Source organism: Spirosoma lituiforme (assembly GCF_054776635.1).
The window spans coordinates 396,140-414,501 of the sequence record NZ_BAAHBO010000003.1 but is presented as its reverse complement, the minus strand read 5'-3'; the positions used below and the strand labels follow the sequence as shown (position 1 = coordinate 414,501).

Below are 18,362 nucleotides of genomic sequence, written 5' to 3'. Positions count from 1 at the left end.
GGGGTTCGCTTTGTGATGAAGTCGTTTATTTTATTACCGGCGATAGAATTTTGTATGAATTGGCGAATTGAACGTATGCAAATAGAGTATCGTGAAGACCTGAAAAGGCTATACCTAGCGTCGCGTCTTCATGCCTTCACATGGCTGAATGCGTCCAGGTTTTCGCTGGATGATTTTGACTCAGCAACGCTGGGTGAAACTGTATTGGTGGCAGTTGCCGGTGAGAAGCCAGTTGGGTTTATATCGTGGTGGGAACCCGATAACTTCATCCACAATGTATATGTCGATTCGCGCTTTTTACACCAGGGAATTGGTAAAGCACTTTTAAATCAGTGTCTGGCAGAACTAGGGCGGCCGGCTACGCTTAAATGTTTACAGCAAAACACGAACGCATTATCCTTTTATCAGGCACAAGGCTGGTGCATAAAAAATGAAGGCCCATCGGACGACGGGCCTTATTATCTGATGACCTACGATTTCTAGACAGCCTCCCAGTATGAAGAAGCTTTATCCTTGCTCACTAAATACTCTTGCGTTTCATCTCTTTCACGGCAAAATCAGCGGCCCGTGCAGTCAGTGCCATGTACGTTAACGATGGGTTTACGCAGGAGGCCGACGTCATACACGCGCCATCGGTTACGAATACATTTTTGACCGCATGAAGCTGGTTATTGGCGTTCACGACGGATGTTTTCGGATCGCGGCCCATCCGGGCGGTTCCCATTTCGTGAATGGCCATGCCCAAATAAGAGCCCCGGTCGTACCCTTTGACGTTCTTGACACCCGCCGATTCCAGCATTTCTTTGGCATCGTTCATCATGTCAATCCGCATCTTCTTCTCGTTCTCTTTCAGCTCAGCGTCGAATACAGCGAGTGGCATACCCCATTTGTCTTTTTCGTTTTTGTCGAGGTACATCCGGTTCTCGTGGTAGGGTAACGTTTCACCAAAGCCGCCCAGGCCCATAGTCCAGGGACCGGGCTTAGTTAGTTCTTCTTTGTAGTCAGCCCCAAAGCTCATTTCGGCAATGTTGCGCTGCCAGCCCTGCCGACTGCCCCCCCCCTGGTACCCGAACCCACGGATGTAATCGCGTTTGTCGGTACCAATATTCCGGTAACGGGGTACGTAAATGCCGTTGGCCCGGCGGCCGATGTAGTATTTATCCAGATCACCTTCCCATTCGCCCGATGCCCCCGTGCGGAAGTGGTGATCCATCAGGTTATGGCCCAGTTCACCCGAATCGTTGCCAAGGCCATTCGGAAAACGGTTCGACGTTGAATTCAGCAAGACCGACGTAGACCCCAGCGTGCTGCCGCAAACGAAAACGATGTTAGCATAATACTCTTTGCTTTGCATCGTCACGGCGTCGACAATCCGGACGCCCGTTGCCCGTTTCTTGTTTTCATCGTACAGAATTTCGGTAACAACCGAATCCGGCCGGAGCGTTAAACGGCCCGTTTTGGCCGCGGGGGGAAGCGTACAGGATTGCGTGCTGAAATACGCGCCGTAGGGACAACCTAACGAACATTTGTTTCGGTACTGACACGGTGCCCGGCCCACGCCCAGCTGGGCCTGACCCGCTTTGGAGAGGTTAGCTACCCGGCCAATGGTCATGGTACGGCCGGGGAAATTTTTTTCGATCCGTTTCCGGACTTCTTTTTCCACGCAGTACATCTCCATGGGCGGCAAAAACTCGCTGTCGGGTAGCTGAGGCAAGTTCAGCTTTTCGCCTGAAATACCGACGAATTTCTCCACATAGCTATACCAGGGAGCAACGTCTTTGTAGCGGATCGGCCAGTCGACCGCAATGCCATCTTTCTCGTTCGCGCCGAAATCAATATCACTCAGTCGATACGTTTGCCGACCCCACATGATGGATTTTCCGCCCACAATATTGGGTCGGTACCAGTCGAACCGCTTCACTTCTTTGTAAAGCGAATCGGAGTCGTTCATCCAGTAGTTCTGGGTCATCTCGTTATACGGATAATCGCGGGCCAGTTTGGGGTGCGATTCTTTCTGCGCTTCCGTGAGCCGACCGTTGTATTTGGTCTGCCAGGGATCTTTCAGGGCATACTCGTAATCCGTAACGTGTTCGAGTTTGTGCCCTTTTTCGAGCATCAGCACCCGCAACCCTTTCTCGGTCAGTTCTTTCGACGCCCAGCCGCCTGATATGCCTGACCCAATCACGATGGCGTCGTACGTCTGATCTTTTATGGAATCAATATTGAGATACATAATTTTTGAGGAGTAAGAAGTGAGGAATAGGAGTGAGGAGCCATTCGGCGTTATGAAGCATACGCCAGCCTTTCTCACATCGGCTACTCGCTCCGGATTACTAGATTAAATGGCCCAGGTTTTCTGACCGGGTTTGAGGAGCATACAGCCGTTGAACTGACCGGGAACGGGCAGGTATTCTAGGGCTTTGGTAGCCCCGATTTCAGACGTGAAATAGCCGGTAGTCGTTAACTCCTTCATGCGTAGAAAAAACGGCTTGTCTTCGGTCATGATTTGCTTGACCATCTCGTTTTTCTGAGCCGTGTCGAGAGCCGCAAACCCTTTGCTGAACTTGGTCTTACTATCTGCATCGAGCTTGGCCAGGCCAGCGTAAAATTTCTCCTGATCGGGTTTGGGGTAGCAATCGCGCATAACCCGAACAATGAACTTTTCGGCACCAGCCGCTTTAGCACCGGGTGTGGTCGTGGTCGGGATGATGACGTCGGCAACTTCGGCCAAAAGCGCTTCTTGGTCGGGCGAGACGGCTACACTTGGCCCCAGGTTGGTCACGCGACCCATAGCGCCTGCCAGCGTCGGTGCCGATAAAATTCCACCCATCAGCAAGGCCGCTTGTTGTATGGCTTCTCTACGTTTCATAAAAGGATGAATACTGTTTTGGCTGTATAAGGCCTGGGTTGGTAAAATTTCCTCTAATAATATGAAAATAAAGCCACAATGTGAAGGATTAATCCGAGTTTAACCCAAAGTCAACAGGCGCCCCCCGGTTTTGAAACCAGAACGCGCCTGTTGACTTTAGGAATTTAAGTAAGCAACCGTAACTCGGTAATAACCAAGTTATGATTCTGGAACGTAGTTGCCTGTTGCGCCAATCGATCTGATTGTGAAACAGCCTGCCGTCGGTTTATCGGAAATAAAATCCGGAGGGAGCAATTTCCGCTCTCACGGAATCAACCAAGGCCCCGCTCGACTCGTAACGCAGCACGTAACCTGCCTGCTTGTAAGATGGAATTACGCTACCATAAATGCGATTGGTTTGCGGATCAACACCAAGGGAATTGAACGAGCGGGCGATAACCTGACTGCCTGATGCTGTTGTGGCATCGATACCGATCCGGTATGTTCTGCCGCTCAAGGTGTAATAAAACGTCCGCTTGTCGGGGCTGATTGTAACGGAGCCGGGTGCTGCAGCAAACGTCAGTCGCTTGGCAACTGTCCGATCCGAGGGGTTAAACTGAACGAGATCGTTACCGGCCTGTATCCATAGCTTTCCGTTGGCATCCAGTGCAATAGGTTCGGGTGTCGAGCCAAAAGCAATACGTTGCTTTTCTGTATCCGTATTCAGATCAATGATCAACAGCGTCTGGTTACCACTGTAGGCGTTACTTCCCACAAACGCTTCGGTACCGGCAACGACCATTTTTTCGACACCTTTAACAGCCGGAATTTTCTTGACGAGTGTACCTGTGTTCAGATCCACGACAGCAACATAACCGGGATCTTTGTAGAATGCGTTACCGGAGCCGGAAATGTCCCAACAACTGACATAAGCCTTATTCGGGCCTGCCGAAATAACCTGACGTGGATTTTCAATGTCTGGTGTTTTCAGCGTAGTACGTGATTTAAACGTCCCTGTATCAACGATTTCAACCTTATCTTGATTGGGTGCTGTGTTATCAATCAAAATTAATCCTTTACCATTTACTTCCGTATAACCCTCTACTAAACCACTAGGCAAAAAAGATGGGTTAGCTGCCTGCAAAATATTAGTAGCGACCGTATTGCCAGTGCGTGACAAAAAGGAAATTGTCCCGTTGTTATCAGAGAAATTTCCTTCATTTATGATAAGCACGCCCGACTCATAGGGCGTTGGTTCAGGGTCGGAGGTTTTACAGTTCCAGACGCTTAAGGCCAGCAAGCTGAGGGCAAGACCTTTTGTTACTTGGTACTTCATGATTTAGTAGATGGAAAATTGATAATCAAATTAAGCGCCCAGTTCCGCCCGGGCAATGCATTGCGCTTGACACTGAAGGAAAGGGCATCAAATACATTGTTGACCTGCCCCTGTAACCGAACAGGTACCGGACCGATTTTGGTCGTGGTCTCGAGAATAACATTCGTTAGGGCAACACCCTTAAAAAACTGGCTATTGTCGAAGGTGATGTACCGGCGTGAAGTAGCCTGCGTTTGGATGGATAGCCGTGTCTGACCACGTTGCACATAAGCATTGAGCGTTTCGGTATGGATGGGCACGTAGACCAGCTGTTTCCCGATCACATCCGCTGAATACGTGTCATACACCCGCTCCTGCGATGAGCGCGTCAGCGCATAGCCTACCCGTAAACTCGCCCGCCAGCCGTTATGAGCATAAGCCAGGGAAGTAATCAATTCGCCACCCCGAGCCACAACCAGCTGCAAATTCTCGACGTGATAATTGGTCGCCGGATTCCAGTATGTCCAGTTGTCTACCCGGTTGCGATACACCGTTGCTTCGGTCGTCAGTTGGAGGTGTTCGTTGAAAACGAGGCTGGACGCGAGTCCGGCTTCAAGATTAAATCCGCTTTCGGGCAACAGATTGGGATTGCCCAGGTCAGCCCAGTAGCGTTCGTTAAGCGTTGGTACCCGGTAGCTTCGGCTTACGGATCCTTTAGCCGTTAAACCAAAGGCCGGGCGCTGCACAATTCGGAATTCAGCGCCGAGTGATGGCGTGATGGGTGGATTAAATCGGGTAACAAACGCCTGCCGTACATTAGCCGATACCAGCCAGCGTATAGTCTGCAGGCGAAACAGCGCATACAGATCGCCCCGATTTTCGTTAATTAATGTACTTACGTAGCCATCTGTCCGGGTATTGTAATGGGACCACTCACCACCGACGCGAAGGCTCAGCGATCGACTGGCTTTGGCGGGAATCAGCGTAAACTCCCGCTCGACACGGCTGATAAAACGGTCGGTCTGGGTATGGCTGGGCGAAGCAAAATTTCCCTTGGCGTAGTCCAGAACGTCATGAATCCAGCCAAGACGAAGGGTTAACTGGTTGGTTTCGTAGGTCGTTAGGAAGCGTGCCGATTGGGTGCGGGTGCGTTCACGGGCAATGGTATCCTGAGGAGCCAGAACCAGATCGTTGTCCGTTAGCCAGACATTGACGGATACCTGCCGACCACTCTTGTGCATAAAGTACAAATCCTGAACGAGACCCCGTTGCGCGGTCGTTGACTGTTCCAGAAAGTAATTCCGGCGTTCGGTCGATGGGTACGCGTTATTGAACTGGTTTCGATAAGCAAACGTCTTGCCTGATACGTTCCAGGCGTTACCCAGTCCTGCGCTATAGCGGGCGCCCAGTTGAGTCTGGTTGTTCTGAAAGCTAGCCAATTGATGGCCAAATGTTATGCGTATGCCCGGCTGCCAGACAGGGCTGCTTCCCAATAAGATACTGCCGCCCACCGCATCCGAACCCACAACGCTGGCCGACGAACCATATTGAACCGCCAACCGGTCGAAACCCGCTACGGGCAGCGTGGAGAAATCAGTCTGGCCAAGATTAGGCTGGTTGATGTTAATGCCATTCCACAGGACAGCCGTGTGGTTGGCCGACGTTCCCCGAAACGATACCGTCGCCAGTTGGCCGGATCCATAACTCTTAAACGCCAACGGCGTAGTCAATGCCAGCAAGTCCGTTAACGAACCAAAGCGAAATTGTAATAGGGTTGCCGAGTCTATACGCTGAAGTTTCTGGCCCGCCAAAAATCGCTCGGGTGCGATAGCCCGTACGGTTACGGCCGATAAGGACACAACAGCAGCCGACCGCGCCGACGAATCGGATTGCGCGGTGCTTTGATGACCAGCCAGTAAGCCGACCAATAGAGCAATAACCCACCAGCGAAGGGTGCTTTGTTTCAACGGTATACTAAGAATGAGTGCTCGAAAACGTCGGACCAACAAATAGCTGGCCCACAGCACGCGATTGGGGCGTTTCCTCCGAACGCCAGAACAACGGATGATTTACGGCAGGTCTCCTGGCTCGTCTCGTCGGGTCTTACCTTCCCACGCTGAAAATCAGCGCAGTGGTCACGTAGATTGAACCGATTTTTTTAAAGACTTACAGTTGCGGGGACAGCATTGGTTTCGCACCAACTTCCCTTTTAAGCCTTGCAAGCTGCCACGAAGCAGCATGAGGCACCGAAAACTCAAGGACAAAGGTAGGGTATTTTTATTTACCAAGTGGGGCGGACAGGATATCCTGTCCGCCCCACTTATTAAAAACCTTCAGCTTTTATTTCTTTCTCGGTAATGGTACCGTACTTTTTCACATTATCCCGAATCGTTTCGGCTTTGCCGATCAGTACAAACTGGAGTTTATCTTTCGGAAAATATTGGTCGATGATCTGGCGTGTTTTGGCGACTGTCAGCCCGTCGACGTTTTTCTGGAAGTTGTTAATGAAGGATTCATCGAACCCAAGGCTGAACATATCAGTCAGCAAATTGGCCAACTCGCTGGCCGACTCATACCTCGGCGGGAAATCAGCTTTAACGTAGTTTTTGGCCGATGACAGTGTTTTTTCGTCGATACCCGTCCGGTGTAAGCTATCGAGAACCTGAATAGCCATATCGATTGCCTGGGTGGTGGTACTAACTTTGGTGAAGGTCGAAACGGCGAACGTGCCACTTTTACGAAACGTACTGAATCGACTGCTTGCCCCATAGGTCAAACCCGAGTTTACTCGCAGAGCGTCATTCAGCCAGGATGTAAAGCGCCCGCCCAGAATTGTATTGACAACCGTGACGGGAATAAAATCGGGGTTATTCTGTGTAATGCCCTTTCCCCCAATCAGGAACGTAGTTTCGCGGGCGTCGTCTTTGTTAACCAGTAACACTCGGCTTTTCTCGAAAGCAACCGTCGGGTCCGTCAGGGCGGGCGACGTCGCTGGCGCTGTTTTCCAGCTACCGAATAAATCAGTAATTCGCTTTTTCATAGCCGCCGTATTGAAATCACCCACAATGGCAATCGCACCCCGATCGGTAGTAAAGTTCTTCTGATAGAACTGCCGGGCATCATTAGCCGAAACCGCTGAAACCGACGCTGGTGTACCCGTAATGGGATTGGCATACGGATGACCTTCGAAGACAAACTTATTGAAGTAGGAGCCGACTACGCCCCTTGGACTTTCTTTTTGCTGGGTCAACTGAAGCAACTGGCGCTGCTTGTACTTATCAAACTCACCCTGGTCGAAGGTAGGCTTCGTCAGTACATCCTGGATGATATTGAACAGTAGATCCTGGTCTTTTACCGCAAACGACGAGGTCAGTTTGGCTACTTCTTTTCCAGCGTAGGTATCCACACTGGCTCCTACGTATTCAATCTTTTCTTCCAGTTGGGCTTTCGTATACTTCGAACTGCCGAACAACAGAGCCTCCGCCGTCATGTTAGCTAAACCATACCGGCTACCATCCTGCACAGCGCCCGCATCGAAAACGGCCGAGACATTGATGAGCGGTACCTCATGTTGCTCCATCAAATAAATCGTCAGACCGTTCCGGAGCTTGAACTTCTGGTAGGGGGGCACCCTGAACGTTTGCGCCAGCGACGCTCCCGTGGCAATAAGGGCAAGGAGTAAGGTAATTATATGTTTCATTGTAAACGTTTCTGGTGATATCAGTGACATAAAGCGTTTATAGGCAACTGCCCATGCCGCCAGGCCATTGCGGTAGAATCAATTGTTTTTGGCAGAATTTACGTTCGGTTCCGGCAAGAGGTAACCAACCGTGCGGTTGCGGCTTGTCAGGTACGTTTTCGCTACTCGCTGAACGTCTTCTTTAGTCACCTTTTCATAAAGCGCCGGGGCTTCGTAGAGCTTTTTGTAATCACCAAAGAACAGTTCATATGTGCCAAGTGAGTTCGCTTTTCCGTTGATCGATTCCATCGTTCGGTAAAACTCCATGAGTTTCTGGTTCTTCAGCTTCTGTAACTCCGCATCAGTAATTCCTTCGTTAATGACCTTGTCGATTTGATACAAGACCGACCGCTCCAGTTGGTCTGCCGAGATACCACTACCGGCAATGGCATAGACGGAGAACAGGCTGGGGTCAAATGACATTTCTACGTTGGTAAATACCCGAGACGCTACCGTTGAGTCCAGCACCAGCGATTTAACCAGCCGCGACGAATTGCCGGAACTCAACACCCCGCTGAGTAAATCCAGCGCATAATAATCGGGGTGACGCGTGGCCGGAACATGGTAGGCAAGCAGAATATTTGGCGTTGCCACATCCTTGTACGTTGTTGCCCGCCGTTCGCCGTTTTGGGGCGGCTCCACCGTACGTAAACTATCCGGTAGTTTCTGGGCCGGAATCGAGCCGATGTACTGCTCCGCCAGTTTTTTTACCTGAGCCGTTGTAACATCGCCCACGACAACCGCTATAGCATTATTTGGCGAATAATAAGTTTTGAAGTATTTCTCCAGATCAGCCTGTGTCCACTTTTTAATATCCGACTCAAAGCCAATTACGGGAAACATATACGGGTGTTCGACAAACGCTACCGACTGAACCAGTTCGCTAATGACCCGGTAGTTGCTGTTCTCCAGACCCGTACTGCGCTCGGATAAGACCACGCCCCGCTCGCTTTCTACCATTTTCGGATCAATTGCCAGATCCCGGATCCGGTCGGCTTCTAGGTCGAAAATCGTTTCGAGCGCACCACTTTGAAACCAGTCGGTGTATACGGTCGTATTTTCGGTCGTGTAGGCATTGTTCGAGCCGCCGTTGGCTTCCATCACCCGGTCGAATTGTTTGGGACCGTATTTCTTGGCCCCGTTGAACATCATGTGCTCAAAAAAGTGCGACAGGCCCGTGATGCCGTGGACCTCATTGCGGGAGCCGACTTTCCAGAACGAATAAAAGTTGGCGTTGGGAATAGAGTGGTCTTCAAGAACCATGAATTTCATGCCGTTCTTCAGGGTGAACGTTTGTACGTCCTCCGGCTTGGGCTTACTTTGTGCCAGCACGATACTCGCCGAGAGTATCAAGACGGCCGAAAACCCCATTCGTTTGTTCATGTGAGTGGTTTTAGTTTGGAGAAAAGCTAAAATTAGTGACCTTTAGCGCATGAACCAATCGCTCTGGTCGCTTGACGGCCAACGTGCCCTCGTAACGGGCGGAACCAAAGGCATCGGCGAAGCTATTGTCCGTCAATTTCTGGACCTCGGCGCGTCCGTATTTATCATCGCCCGCGACAACACACTGCTTCAGCAACAACTAACCGAGTACCGACAGCAGGGGCATACCGTTGAAGGCTTGGCCGTTGATGTGAGTCAGCCGGGAGTAGCTACTCAGGTTATTGAGGCCGTGAAGCAAGTGTGGGATAACCTCGATATTCTGGTTAACAATGCGGGCACGAACATTCGTAAGGCTACAGCCGACTACAGCTCTGATGACTACAACCATGTGCTGAATACCAATCTGCGTTCGGCGTATGAACTGACCCAGGCGGCCTATCCACTCCTAAAGGGAGATGCACGTGGAAACAGTCCAGCCGGGGACTATCCAGTCGGGGGCCATCCAGCCGGGGGCCGAGTAGTGATGGTTTCGTCTGTATCAGGCCTGGCACATACCAGCAGCGGCTCGCTATATGGTATGACCAAAGCAGCCATGCTCCAGCTTACCCGAAACCTGGCGGTTGAATGGGCATCTGACGGCATCCGCGTAAACGCCGTAGCACCCTGGTACATCAAAACGCCACTGGCAACCCCCGTACTCACCAACCCCGAAAAATTAGCGGGTATCCTTAAACGAACACCCATGAACCGTGTTGGGGAGCCGGAGGAAGTAGCATCTGTCGTTTCGTTCCTGTGCATGCCCGCGTCTGGTTATGTAACGGGACAGACAATCTCGGCAGATGGCGGCCTCATGGCCTGGGCCTACTAGAGTCCGGCTACCATGGCTTTCATCTTCGTCATGGCCGTTTTCGTTACAGTCAGGGCGTCCTGTGCGTAATACTCTTTGTTGAATACTTCCAGCGATACAACAATGGGTTGGTCGGTGCGCTTGATTAGCTTCAACGTCTCTCGAATCGGAGCAACACCATCGCCCGGAAATACCCGATCAGCATCGACAATCTTTTCCCGAGTGAAGTTAGCGGTGTAATCATTCACATGAAAAACCTCAATAGCCGGTTTGCCAACCAGCGGCAAGCTCACATTGCCTGAACCGCCCTTATAGAGGTGATAAATATCCAGCAACACTCTGGCTGATGGGTGTCCACTCTCAATGGCCACGAACATAACTTCGCTTAGCCGACTTAGGTTGGGCGAGAACCCCCATAACTCCAGCTGGGGGACAACTCCCGTTTTATCGCCTAATTCCAGTATGGTGCGATACCGTTCGGCGGCCTTATACAGATCAACTTTAGGACTACCCGGAGACTGTGCGCCGATTGGTGGTGTGGCTACGCGTTTGCAGCCTACTTCAGCCAGCATTTCCATTTCACTTTTGAGCTGGGCAACTCCCTTAGCACGAGCCACGTCGTCGTCAATAATCCAGGGGGCGAACCCGATGGCGTTTTCAATTTTTATGCCCAAATCAGCCAGGATCTTACGAGCCTCGGCCGTTGTTCCTCCAGACTTCAGGTACGTCTGTAAGGTTTCAATCCACACCTCAACCGACCGAAAACCACCTTTCGAAGCAGCCTCCAGCTCTTTTACGAATCCAAGCTTTTGCCCCCGAATGGTGCTCATGTTGAGGCAAAGTGTAAATGGAGATTGAGCATTCGGTGTTGCCATAGCTTTAGCTTCCAGCGAAGACATGAGTGAGGCCCCTGCTGAGGCCGTCAGGGTAGCCAGCGTTTGACGACGAGTTATGAATTGAGACATGAAGAGAAAGCGCGCGTTTTATGAATCGTACAGTAAACGTATAAAATACGCAAACCTACTCGGTAGATGCCATTTTGCAGTTGGATTACCCCAGACGAGTGGGCTTTAAAAAACTTTCTTTAAAATAAATTTTCTATTTCTCCAAACTATTTCATACTTTTGCACTCCCAAACTCGGAATATCGAGATAACGACATACGAGGGTGAAGGTCCGCTAAAATCTATACGATTTAGTAGAAACCACATCTGACTTTTTCGGCAAACAAACCTTGCACTGCATTGTTTTGTCCGCCATTTGAGGTCAGGTGCGGTGCGCCCGACCTCTTTTTTGTTGTTTCGGGGCCTGATTGTTAAGCAGATATAGGATTCATTCGAATATTTGCCTACCTTTGCGGCCCGATTCGGAAGGTCCGAACGGAAAAAGATTACCTATTTTTTACCTGCTTACTTTAAACAAACACAAATGTCTGGTTTAATTGGCAAGAAAATCGGGATGACCAGCGTGTACAATGCGGACGGGCAGGCTCTGGCATGTACAGTGATTGAGACGGGTCCCTGTGTCGTAACTCAAGTCCGTAGCGTCGAGAAAGATGGCTACACGGCTGTGCAACTGGGTTATGGCGACAAGAAAGAAAAGCACAGCAACAAGCCGGAGTTGGGCCACTTCAAAAAAGCGGGCACCACACCTAAACGCAAGCTGGTTGAATTCAAAGAATTCGAGCAGACACTTGATTTAGGTACAACACTTACGGTAGCCGACGTATTTGCAGAAACTGACTTCGTTGACGTCGTTGGTACCGCAAAAGGTCGTGGTTTCCAGGGCGTTGTGAAACGTCACGGATTCGCTGGGGTTGGCGGTCAGACGCACGGTCAGCATAACCGGGGTCGTCACCCAGGTTCGATTGGTGCCTGTTCGTTCCCATCGCGTGTGTTCAAAGGTCTTCGGATGGCCGGCCGTACGGGCGGTAACCGTGTGAAGGTTCAAAACCTTCGCGTATTGCGCGTTCTGCCTGAGCAAAATCTGCTCGTTGTTAGCGGTTCTATTCCAGGAGCCAAAAATTCATACGTTATTATCGAGAAGTAGGTCATGGAAGTAATCGTATATAACAGCAAGGGCGAGGACACAGGCAAAAAGGTCACGCTTCCGGAAGAGGTCTTCGGTATCGAGCCGAACCAACACGCGATTTACCTCGACGTGAAACAATACTTAGCCAACCAACGGCAAGGAACGCATAAAGTGAAAGAGCGTGCTGAAAACGCCCACTCAACGCGTAAATTAAAGAAGCAAAAAGGGACAGGTGGTGCCCGTGCAGGTAGTGCTAAATCACCTGTGTTTATTGGTGGTGGTACCATTTTCGGTCCACGTCCCCGCGACTATAGCTTCAAACTGAACAAAAAAGTGAAATCACTGGCTCGCCAGTCGGCTTACGCGGTAAAAGCTAAAGCTGAACGGATTTCAGTTATTGACAGAATCTCGCTGGAAGCTCCCCGTACCAAAGATTACATCCAGTTCCTGACCGATCTGAATGTAACGGGTAAGAAAACGCTGCTTATCCTGCCCGACGTAAACACAAACGTTGTTTTATCGAGCCGGAACGTACAGAAGACGAAAGTTACGACAGCTTCGCAGGTTAATACCTACGATCTAATGAACGCCGATCAACTGCTCATCAGCGAAGAAGCCCTGTCAACCATCCAAACGTTGTTCGACAAATAATCATGAGCGTACTAAAACGACCAATCGTCACCGAAAAAATGACGGGCCTTAACAAGCAAGGGAAGTATGCTTTTGAGGTTGAACTAAAAGCCAACAAACTCGAAATCGGCAAAGCCATCGAGAAGATGTATGGCGTAAACGTTGAAGCTGTTAATACATTCCGGGTTTTCGGAAAGAAACGCAGCAAGAACATCAACGGACGTGTTGTATCGGGTAAGACCCCAACCACCAAGAAAGCAATTGTTACGGTTGCCGAAGGCGAAGTAATTGATATCTACGCTGACTTATAAACCGAGCATTGCTCTACCAATTAATCAGTCATGGGAGTTAAAAAACTAAGACCAATAACGCCGAGTACACGTTTTCGCGTGGCACCCGACTTTGCGGAAATAACAGCCTCCAAGCCAGAGAAGAGTCTGCTGGAGCCCATTAAGAGAACCGGTGGCCGTAATAACGAAGGTCACCGCACTATGCGCTACATTGGAGGAGGTCACAAACGGCAATACCGGATTATTGACTTCAAGCGCGACAAAGTCGGCCAACCTGCCGAAGTTTTGACTGTAGAATACGATCCAAACCGTTCGGCCCGCATCTCGCTGGTGCAATATCCTGACGGCGAAAAACGCTACATCATCGCACCACAAGGTATTACCGTTGGCCAGACCATCCGGTCGGGCGAAGGGTCAACACCAGACGTTGGTAATGCACTGCCGCTGGCGCTGATGCCAATCGGTACGATTGTTCATAACATCGAGCTGACACCTGGTAAAGGTGGTGCAATGGCCCGTTCGGCTGGCACGTACGCTCAGTTAGTAGGTCGTGAAGATAAATACGCTATCCTGCGTTTGCCTTCGGGTGAAACACGCCGGGTTTTGAGCGCCGGTATGGCAACGGTTGGTTCGGTATCGAACCCCGACCATATGAACGTTGTCATGGGTAAAGCTGGCCGTAGCCGTTGGTTAGGTCGTCGCCCCCGCGTTCGTGCTGTCGTGATGAACCCAGTCGATCACCCAATGGGTGGTGGTGAAGGCCGGGCATCCGGTGGTCACCCACGTTCACGTAATGGCCAGTTCGCCAAAGGTCAAAAGACCCGTAACAAGAACAAGGCATCTGAAAGCATGATTATTAGCCGACGCAAAAAGTAACAGATAACAATGGCACGTTCACTCAAAAAAGGCCCCTATATTGATTTTCGTTTAGACAATAAAGTCCAGACGCAGAACGATTCGGGCAAGAAATCGGTCATCAAAACCTGGTCGCGTCGTTCGATGATTTCGCCGGATTTCGTAGGCCACACCTTCGCTGTGCACAACGGCAACAAGTTCATCCCGGTTTATGTAACGGAGAACATGGTAGGTCACAAGCTTGGTGAATTTTCACCGACACGTAACTTCCGGGGACACACCGCCAAGAAAGACAAGGGCAAACGATAAGCAGTTTACGGTATTCAGTTTACGGTTTTGATTAGCTGTAAACCGTGAACCGAAAACCAAAAACCAAACAAATGGAAGCAGTAGCAAAACTTAAAGATGTGCCCACGTCTCCCCGCAAGATGCGGTTAATTGCTGACCTCATTCGTGGTCAGCGCGTTAGCCGGGCGTTGGGTCTATTAAAATACCAGCCACAAGCTGGTGCCGACGTATTGCAAAAAGTGCTTTTGTCGGCCGTTGCCAACTGGCAGCAAAAAAATGAAGATGCCCGCATCGAAGATGCTGATCTTTATATAAAGACGGTCTTTGTTGATGGAGGTCCGATGCTAAAGCGTCTGCGTCCAGCACCACAAGGTCGCGGTCACCGGATCCGTAAGCGGTCAAACCACATTACACTTGTGGTTGACAGCGCAGCTGATACGGTATTGACTCAGGCTGAAGTTTCTACCCCTGAAAACGAACAATAGACAGAAATGGGACAAAAAATAAATCCAATTGGCCTGCGACTTGGTATTGTTCGGGGCTGGGAGTCAAGCTGGTACGGCGGTAAAGAATTTGCGGAAAAACTCGTAGAAGACGAAAAAATCCGGAAATACATCGCTGCTCGTATTCCCAAGGGCGCCATTGCACGGGTCGTCATCGAACGTACTCTGAAGCGCGTTACACTAACCATCCATACGGCTCGTCCGGGTATCGTTATCGGTAAAGGTGGTGGTGAGGTTGATAAGATCAAAGAAGAGCTGAAAAAGATCACGGGCAAAGATGTCCAGATCAATATCTTCGAAATCAAACGCCCTGAAATTGATGCCAAACTAGTTGGTGAAGCAATCGCTCAGCAATTACAGGCTCGTATTTCGTTCCGTCGTGCTATGAAGCAGGCTATCCAATCGGCGATTCGGGTAGGTGCACAAGGCATCAAAGTAAAAGTATCAGGTCGTTTGGGTGGAGCTGAAATTGCCCGCTCAGAACAGTATAAGGAAGGTCGTGTACCACTTCATACGTTGCGTGCCGATATTGACTATGCTATCTCTGAAGCTCAAACCGTTTACGGAAAAATCGGCATCAAGGTGTGGATTTTCAAGGGTGAAGTATACGGTAAGCGCGATCTGTCCCCAGCGGCTATGATGAGCCAGGCGCAAGCCGGTGAGCGTACGGCTGCGGCAAATGATCGGGGTGATCGTCGTGGCCCTCGTGGTGATCGTGATGGTAATGACCGGGGTGGTCGTAACCGTGGCGGTAATGATCGCGGTGGTCGTGGTGGTAATGCTGCTGGTGGCGGCCAGGGTGGAAACCGTGGTGGTAATGCCGGTGGCGGCCAAGGTGGAAACCGCGGTGGCGGTGGTGGTCAGGGTGGAAACCGTGGTGGCGGTGGTGGCCCAAGACGATAAATTCAGTCCTCAGTCGTCAGTCCACAGTCAGTAGTTCCTTACTCCTGATCAACAACTAACCACTATCGACGCTAACTTTTAGAGCTATGTTACAGCCAAAAAGAACTAAATTCCGTAAGCAGCATAAAGGCAGAATTCCAGGTATCGCTTCGCGCGGTCATGAAATTGCCTTCGGTACATTCGGCATCAAATCACTGGAGCCGGGTCGGATCACCGCCCGTCAGATTGAAGCCGCTCGTATTTCAGTAACGCGGGCCATGAAACGCGAAGGTCAGGTTTGGATTCGCATTTTCCCCGATAAACCAATTACCAAGAAGCCAGCCGAAGTTCGGATGGGTAAAGGTAAAGGTGCCCCAGAATACTGGGTAGCCGTAGTAAAGCCCGGTACGATTATGTTCGAGACGACGGGCGTTGATTTGGCAACGGGTATGGAAGCCCTGCGCCTGGCCGCTCAGAAATTGCCAGTTCGGACGAAATTCGTTGTCCGGCGTGATTATCAGGAGCAAGGCGAAGAATAGTACCCCTAAGCGACGAGCAAAATGAAAAAAGAAGATTTAAAAGGATTGTCGGCCGACGAGTTACGTACCGAATTAGGTGCTGAACAAGACCGACTGTTGAAGCTAAGGTTCGCTCATGCGGTATCTCCAATTGAGAACCCAATGCGCATCCGCGAGAGCCGGAAACGGATTACTCGTCTGAATACAGAACTGACGGTTAAATCGCGGCAAGCCTAACAAGACACGACAATGGAAGAGCAACAAGCACCAGCACCGCAGGTAGAAGAACAAGCTCCAGCGGCAGCAGCAACAGAACAGCCGACAGCAGCCGCTCCAACAACGAGCACCGCAGAAACGGCTTCGGAGCGCAACGCTCGTAAAGAGCGTATCGGACGGGTAACCAGCAATAAAATGCAGAAGACCATCACTGTTGCGATTGATCGTAAAGTGAAACACCCGATGTACGGTAAGTTTATGAACAAGACGAAAAAACTGACTGTTCATGACGAGAAGAATGAGTGTGGTATCGGTGACACGGTTCGTGTTATGGAAACCCGCCCAATGAGCAAGAATAAACGTTGGCGTTTAGTCGAAATCATCGAAAAAGCGAAGTAAGCCATGGTACAGCAAGAATCAAGATTAGGAGTAGCCGATAACAGTGGCGCGAAAGAAGTGCTGGTTATCCGCGTCCTGGGCGGTACAGGCAAGCGGTATGCATCAGTCGGTGACAAGATTGTCGTGACGGTGAAACAGGCTCTGTCGTCCAGTAGCATGAAAAAAGGTACGGTATCTAAAGCCGTCGTTGTTCGGACCAAGAAGGAAGTACGTCGTAAAGACGGATCATACATCCGCTTTGAAGACAACGCAGCCGTATTGCTCAATAACAACGATGAACCACGGGGTACCCGGATTTTTGGGCCAGTGGCTCGTGAATTGCGCGAGAAGCAGTTTATGAAAATCGTATCATTAGCCCCAGAAGTATTGTAAGGCAATGGAGAAGAAAATAACGCTACCGAAGCACAAATTCCACATCAAATCAGGCGATACAGTTCTGGTGATTGGTGGTAACTCAAAAGGTCAGCGCGGTGTGGTGAAAGAAATAATCGTAGAGAAAGATCGTGCTCGTGTTGAGGGCGTTGCTATGATTACTAAACACTTGAAGCCAACGGCTTCTAATCCGCAGGGGAGCCTGGAAAAAACGGAAGGATCAGTTCACATCAGTAATCTGAAACTGGTTGATCCCGCCACTGGCGAACCTACCCGTACGGGTCGTAAAGCAAACGAAAAGGGAAAGCTGCAGCGTTTCTCTAAGAAAACGGGCAACTTTATTCCTGATCGGTCCGCCGAAGCAGGTCGCAAATAACCTTAAGCAGGTCTAAGAAAATGGCAACGCCAAGACTGAAAGAAAAATATTTAAGCGAAATCGTACCTCAGTTGAAGGACAAATTTCAGTACAAGTCGGTCATGCAAGTGCCCCGTCTTACTAAAATTGTTATCAACAAAGGTATAGGAGCCGCTGTCGCCGATAAAAAATTGGTAGACGTGGGCGTCGAAGAATTGACGACCATCACGGGCCAGAAAGCTGTTCCGACTCTGTCGAAGAAAGCTGTCTCGAACTTCAAACTACGGGAAAAAATGCCCATCGGTGCGAAAGTTACGCTACGTGGTGTGAAGATGTACGAGTTTCTGGACCGGTTAACAGCTGTATCGCTACCCCGTGTTCGTGACTTCAAAGGCATCAGTGATAAAGGGTTTGATGGCCGTGGTAACTACACATTCGGTGTGCAGGAGCAAATCATCTTCCCCGAAATCAGCATTGATAAAGTAGCCCGCATTTCGGGGATGGACATCACGTTTGTGACGACCGCCAATACCGACAATGAGAGTTACGAGTTGCTGAAAGCCATGGGCATGCCGTTTGCTAAAAGTGATAAATAACAACCGACAAAAAGGTTAAGACAATGGCAAAAGAATCAATAAAAGCACGGGAACGGAAACGTGAAGCACTGGTAGCTAAGTACGCTGTAAAGCGGGCTGCTTTGAAAGCGGCTGGCGACTACATCGGTCTGGATAAACTGCCTAAGAATTCGTCCGCTGTTCGTTTGCACAATCGGTGCAAATTAACGGGCCGTCCTCGGGGCTACATGCGCAAGTTTGGTATTTCACGGGTAACATTCCGGGAAATGGCATCAGCCGGTAAAATTCCAGGTGTAACTAAAGCAAGCTGGTAATTC

The 18,362-nt window shown here is 50.2% G+C and carries 23 protein-coding genes and 1 riboswitch; of the genes, 16 read left to right on the top strand and 7 right to left on the bottom strand.

Features of this window, described 5'->3' with window-relative positions; translation table 11 throughout:
* Positions 1 to 75: 75 nt before the first annotated feature.
* A complete protein-coding gene (locus ACYU87_RS14030; RefSeq protein WP_461134697.1) occupies positions 76 to 483 on the top strand; it encodes a GNAT family N-acetyltransferase in 408 nt (135 codons plus the stop codon).
* A gap of 37 nt (positions 484 to 520) precedes the next feature.
* Here the strand turns inward: ACYU87_RS14030 and ACYU87_RS14025 are convergent, their stop codons facing one another.
* From ACYU87_RS14025 to ACYU87_RS14000, 6 genes are all read right to left on the bottom strand, one after another.
* Entirely contained in the window at positions 521 to 2,233 is a 1,713-nt protein-coding gene (locus ACYU87_RS14025) for a GMC oxidoreductase (protein WP_461134696.1), read from the bottom strand.
* A gap of 105 nt (positions 2,234 to 2,338) precedes the next feature.
* Positions 2,339 to 2,869, bottom strand: coding sequence for a gluconate 2-dehydrogenase subunit 3 family protein (locus ACYU87_RS14020; RefSeq protein WP_461134695.1), 531 nt, complete (start codon positions 2,867 to 2,869; stop codon positions 2,339 to 2,341).
* Between the two features lie 265 nt (positions 2,870 to 3,134).
* Complete coding sequence (locus ACYU87_RS14015; protein WP_461134694.1) at positions 3,135 to 4,184, bottom strand: YncE family protein; 1,050 nt, start codon at positions 4,182 to 4,184, stop codon at positions 3,135 to 3,137.
* Positions 4,181 to 6,130 (bottom strand): TonB-dependent receptor plug domain-containing protein, encoded by a 1,950-nt coding sequence (locus ACYU87_RS14010; protein ID WP_461134693.1) that lies wholly within the window; start codon positions 6,128 to 6,130, stop codon positions 4,181 to 4,183. Before ACYU87_RS14010 ends, ACYU87_RS14015 begins: the two co-directional genes overlap by 4 nt.
* A gap of 89 nt (positions 6,131 to 6,219) precedes the next feature.
* Positions 6,220 to 6,429: riboswitch (cobalamin riboswitch) on the bottom strand.
* A gap of 57 nt (positions 6,430 to 6,486) precedes the next feature.
* On the bottom strand, positions 6,487 to 7,863 hold the full coding sequence (locus ACYU87_RS14005) for a M16 family metallopeptidase (protein ID WP_461134692.1): 1,377 nt from the start codon (positions 7,861 to 7,863) through the stop codon (positions 6,487 to 6,489).
* Between the two features lie 78 nt (positions 7,864 to 7,941).
* On the bottom strand, positions 7,942 to 9,285 hold the full coding sequence (locus ACYU87_RS14000) for a M16 family metallopeptidase (RefSeq protein ID WP_461134691.1): 1,344 nt from the start codon (positions 9,283 to 9,285) through the stop codon (positions 7,942 to 7,944).
* 49 nt (positions 9,286 to 9,334) lie between these two features.
* Between ACYU87_RS14000 and ACYU87_RS13995 the strand changes: the two genes are divergently transcribed.
* Positions 9,335 to 10,153, top strand: coding sequence for an SDR family oxidoreductase (locus ACYU87_RS13995; RefSeq protein WP_461134690.1), 819 nt, complete (start codon positions 9,335 to 9,337; stop codon positions 10,151 to 10,153).
* Here ACYU87_RS13995 and ACYU87_RS13990 read toward each other — a convergent pair.
* A complete protein-coding gene (locus ACYU87_RS13990) occupies positions 10,150 to 11,097 on the bottom strand; it encodes a sugar phosphate isomerase/epimerase family protein (protein ID WP_461134689.1) in 948 nt (315 codons plus the stop codon). The two genes, ACYU87_RS13995 and ACYU87_RS13990, sit on opposite strands and share 4 nt — an antisense overlap.
* Before the next feature lie 462 nt (positions 11,098 to 11,559).
* Here ACYU87_RS13990 and rplC point away from each other — a divergent pair, with 462 nt between their 5' ends.
* The 14 genes from rplC to rpsN all read left to right on the top strand — a co-directional run bounded on the left by rplC (position 11,560) and on the right by rpsN (position 18,359).
* The gene (rplC, locus tag ACYU87_RS13985) at positions 11,560 to 12,180 is read left to right on the top strand and encodes a 50S ribosomal protein L3 (RefSeq protein WP_461134688.1); all 621 of its coding nucleotides are present in this window, start codon (positions 11,560 to 11,562) and stop codon (positions 12,178 to 12,180) included.
* Between the two features lie 3 nt (positions 12,181 to 12,183).
* Positions 12,184 to 12,813: a 50S ribosomal protein L4 gene (rplD, locus tag ACYU87_RS13980; protein ID WP_461134687.1), complete on the top strand. Its 630-nt coding sequence runs from the start codon at positions 12,184 to 12,186 to the stop codon at positions 12,811 to 12,813.
* 2 nt (positions 12,814 to 12,815) lie between these two features.
* The gene (gene rplW / locus ACYU87_RS13975) at positions 12,816 to 13,103 is read left to right on the top strand and encodes a 50S ribosomal protein L23 (protein WP_182459897.1); all 288 of its coding nucleotides are present in this window, start codon (positions 12,816 to 12,818) and stop codon (positions 13,101 to 13,103) included.
* Positions 13,104 to 13,133: 30 nt separating this feature from the next.
* The gene (gene rplB, locus ACYU87_RS13970; RefSeq protein ID WP_461067774.1) at positions 13,134 to 13,958 is read left to right on the top strand and encodes a 50S ribosomal protein L2; all 825 of its coding nucleotides are present in this window, start codon (positions 13,134 to 13,136) and stop codon (positions 13,956 to 13,958) included.
* A gap of 9 nt (positions 13,959 to 13,967) precedes the next feature.
* Complete coding sequence (gene rpsS / locus ACYU87_RS13965) at positions 13,968 to 14,246, top strand: 30S ribosomal protein S19 (RefSeq protein WP_018618700.1); 279 nt, start codon at positions 13,968 to 13,970, stop codon at positions 14,244 to 14,246.
* A 71-nt stretch (positions 14,247 to 14,317) separates the two neighbouring features.
* A complete protein-coding gene (rplV, locus tag ACYU87_RS13960; protein WP_461134686.1) occupies positions 14,318 to 14,710 on the top strand; it encodes a 50S ribosomal protein L22 in 393 nt (130 codons plus the stop codon).
* A gap of 6 nt (positions 14,711 to 14,716) precedes the next feature.
* Positions 14,717 to 15,631, top strand: a complete 915-nt coding sequence (gene rpsC / locus ACYU87_RS13955) for a 30S ribosomal protein S3 (protein ID WP_461134685.1) — start codon at positions 14,717 to 14,719, stop codon at positions 15,629 to 15,631.
* An 86-nt stretch (positions 15,632 to 15,717) separates the two neighbouring features.
* Positions 15,718 to 16,149, top strand: a complete 432-nt coding sequence (rplP, locus tag ACYU87_RS13950; protein ID WP_046577824.1) for a 50S ribosomal protein L16 — start codon at positions 15,718 to 15,720, stop codon at positions 16,147 to 16,149.
* 21 nt (positions 16,150 to 16,170) lie between these two features.
* Positions 16,171 to 16,365, top strand: coding sequence for a 50S ribosomal protein L29 (rpmC, locus tag ACYU87_RS13945; protein WP_046577826.1), 195 nt, complete (start codon positions 16,171 to 16,173; stop codon positions 16,363 to 16,365).
* 12 nt (positions 16,366 to 16,377) lie between these two features.
* Positions 16,378 to 16,743 (top strand): 30S ribosomal protein S17, encoded by a 366-nt coding sequence (gene rpsQ, locus ACYU87_RS13940; RefSeq protein ID WP_461134684.1) that lies wholly within the window; start codon positions 16,378 to 16,380, stop codon positions 16,741 to 16,743.
* Between the two features lie 3 nt (positions 16,744 to 16,746).
* A complete protein-coding gene (gene rplN / locus ACYU87_RS13935) occupies positions 16,747 to 17,115 on the top strand; it encodes a 50S ribosomal protein L14 (protein ID WP_018618706.1) in 369 nt (122 codons plus the stop codon).
* A 4-nt stretch (positions 17,116 to 17,119) separates the two neighbouring features.
* Positions 17,120 to 17,491, top strand: a complete 372-nt coding sequence (gene rplX, locus ACYU87_RS13930) for a 50S ribosomal protein L24 (protein WP_461134683.1) — start codon at positions 17,120 to 17,122, stop codon at positions 17,489 to 17,491.
* 20 nt (positions 17,492 to 17,511) lie between these two features.
* Positions 17,512 to 18,066 (top strand): 50S ribosomal protein L5, encoded by a 555-nt coding sequence (gene rplE, locus ACYU87_RS13925; protein WP_460936774.1) that lies wholly within the window; start codon positions 17,512 to 17,514, stop codon positions 18,064 to 18,066.
* 23 nt (positions 18,067 to 18,089) lie between these two features.
* Positions 18,090 to 18,359 (top strand): 30S ribosomal protein S14, encoded by a 270-nt coding sequence (gene rpsN, locus ACYU87_RS13920; protein ID WP_100989112.1) that lies wholly within the window; start codon positions 18,090 to 18,092, stop codon positions 18,357 to 18,359.
* The last annotated feature ends 3 nt before the right edge of the window (positions 18,360 to 18,362 follow it).

Bases quoted from the DNA above. Each gene is read 5' to 3' on its own strand.
- ACYU87_RS14030 (WP_461134697.1), top strand. From the start codon at position 76: ATGCAAATAGAGTATCGTGAAGACCTGAAAAGGCTATACCTAGCGTCG.
- ACYU87_RS14025 (WP_461134696.1), bottom strand. From the start codon at position 2,233: ATGTATCTCAATATTGATTCCATAAAAGATCAGACGTACGACGCCATC.
- ACYU87_RS14020 (WP_461134695.1), bottom strand. From the start codon at position 2,869: ATGAAACGTAGAGAAGCCATACAACAAGCGGCCTTGCTGATGGGTGGA.
- ACYU87_RS14015 (WP_461134694.1), bottom strand. From the start codon at position 4,184: ATGAAGTACCAAGTAACAAAAGGTCTTGCCCTCAGCTTGCTGGCCTTA.
- ACYU87_RS14005 (WP_461134692.1), bottom strand. From the start codon at position 7,863: ATGAAACATATAATTACCTTACTCCTTGCCCTTATTGCCACGGGAGCG.
- ACYU87_RS14000 (WP_461134691.1), bottom strand. From the start codon at position 9,285: ATGAACAAACGAATGGGGTTTTCGGCCGTCTTGATACTCTCGGCGAGT.
- ACYU87_RS13995 (WP_461134690.1), top strand. From the start codon at position 9,335: ATGAACCAATCGCTCTGGTCGCTTGACGGCCAACGTGCCCTCGTAACG.
- ACYU87_RS13990 (WP_461134689.1), bottom strand. From the start codon at position 11,097: ATGTCTCAATTCATAACTCGTCGTCAAACGCTGGCTACCCTGACGGCC.
- rplC (WP_461134688.1), top strand. From the start codon at position 11,560: ATGTCTGGTTTAATTGGCAAGAAAATCGGGATGACCAGCGTGTACAAT.
- rplD (WP_461134687.1), top strand. From the start codon at position 12,184: ATGGAAGTAATCGTATATAACAGCAAGGGCGAGGACACAGGCAAAAAG.
- rplW (WP_182459897.1), top strand. From the start codon at position 12,816: ATGAGCGTACTAAAACGACCAATCGTCACCGAAAAAATGACGGGCCTT.
- rplB (WP_461067774.1), top strand. From the start codon at position 13,134: ATGGGAGTTAAAAAACTAAGACCAATAACGCCGAGTACACGTTTTCGC.
- rpsS (WP_018618700.1), top strand. From the start codon at position 13,968: ATGGCACGTTCACTCAAAAAAGGCCCCTATATTGATTTTCGTTTAGAC.
- rplV (WP_461134686.1), top strand. From the start codon at position 14,318: ATGGAAGCAGTAGCAAAACTTAAAGATGTGCCCACGTCTCCCCGCAAG.
- rpsC (WP_461134685.1), top strand. From the start codon at position 14,717: ATGGGACAAAAAATAAATCCAATTGGCCTGCGACTTGGTATTGTTCGG.
- rplP (WP_046577824.1), top strand. From the start codon at position 15,718: ATGTTACAGCCAAAAAGAACTAAATTCCGTAAGCAGCATAAAGGCAGA.
- rpmC (WP_046577826.1), top strand. From the start codon at position 16,171: ATGAAAAAAGAAGATTTAAAAGGATTGTCGGCCGACGAGTTACGTACC.
- rpsQ (WP_461134684.1), top strand. From the start codon at position 16,378: ATGGAAGAGCAACAAGCACCAGCACCGCAGGTAGAAGAACAAGCTCCA.
- rplN (WP_018618706.1), top strand. From the start codon at position 16,747: ATGGTACAGCAAGAATCAAGATTAGGAGTAGCCGATAACAGTGGCGCG.
- rplX (WP_461134683.1), top strand. From the start codon at position 17,120: ATGGAGAAGAAAATAACGCTACCGAAGCACAAATTCCACATCAAATCA.
- rplE (WP_460936774.1), top strand. From the start codon at position 17,512: ATGGCAACGCCAAGACTGAAAGAAAAATATTTAAGCGAAATCGTACCT.
- rpsN (WP_100989112.1), top strand. From the start codon at position 18,090: ATGGCAAAAGAATCAATAAAAGCACGGGAACGGAAACGTGAAGCACTG.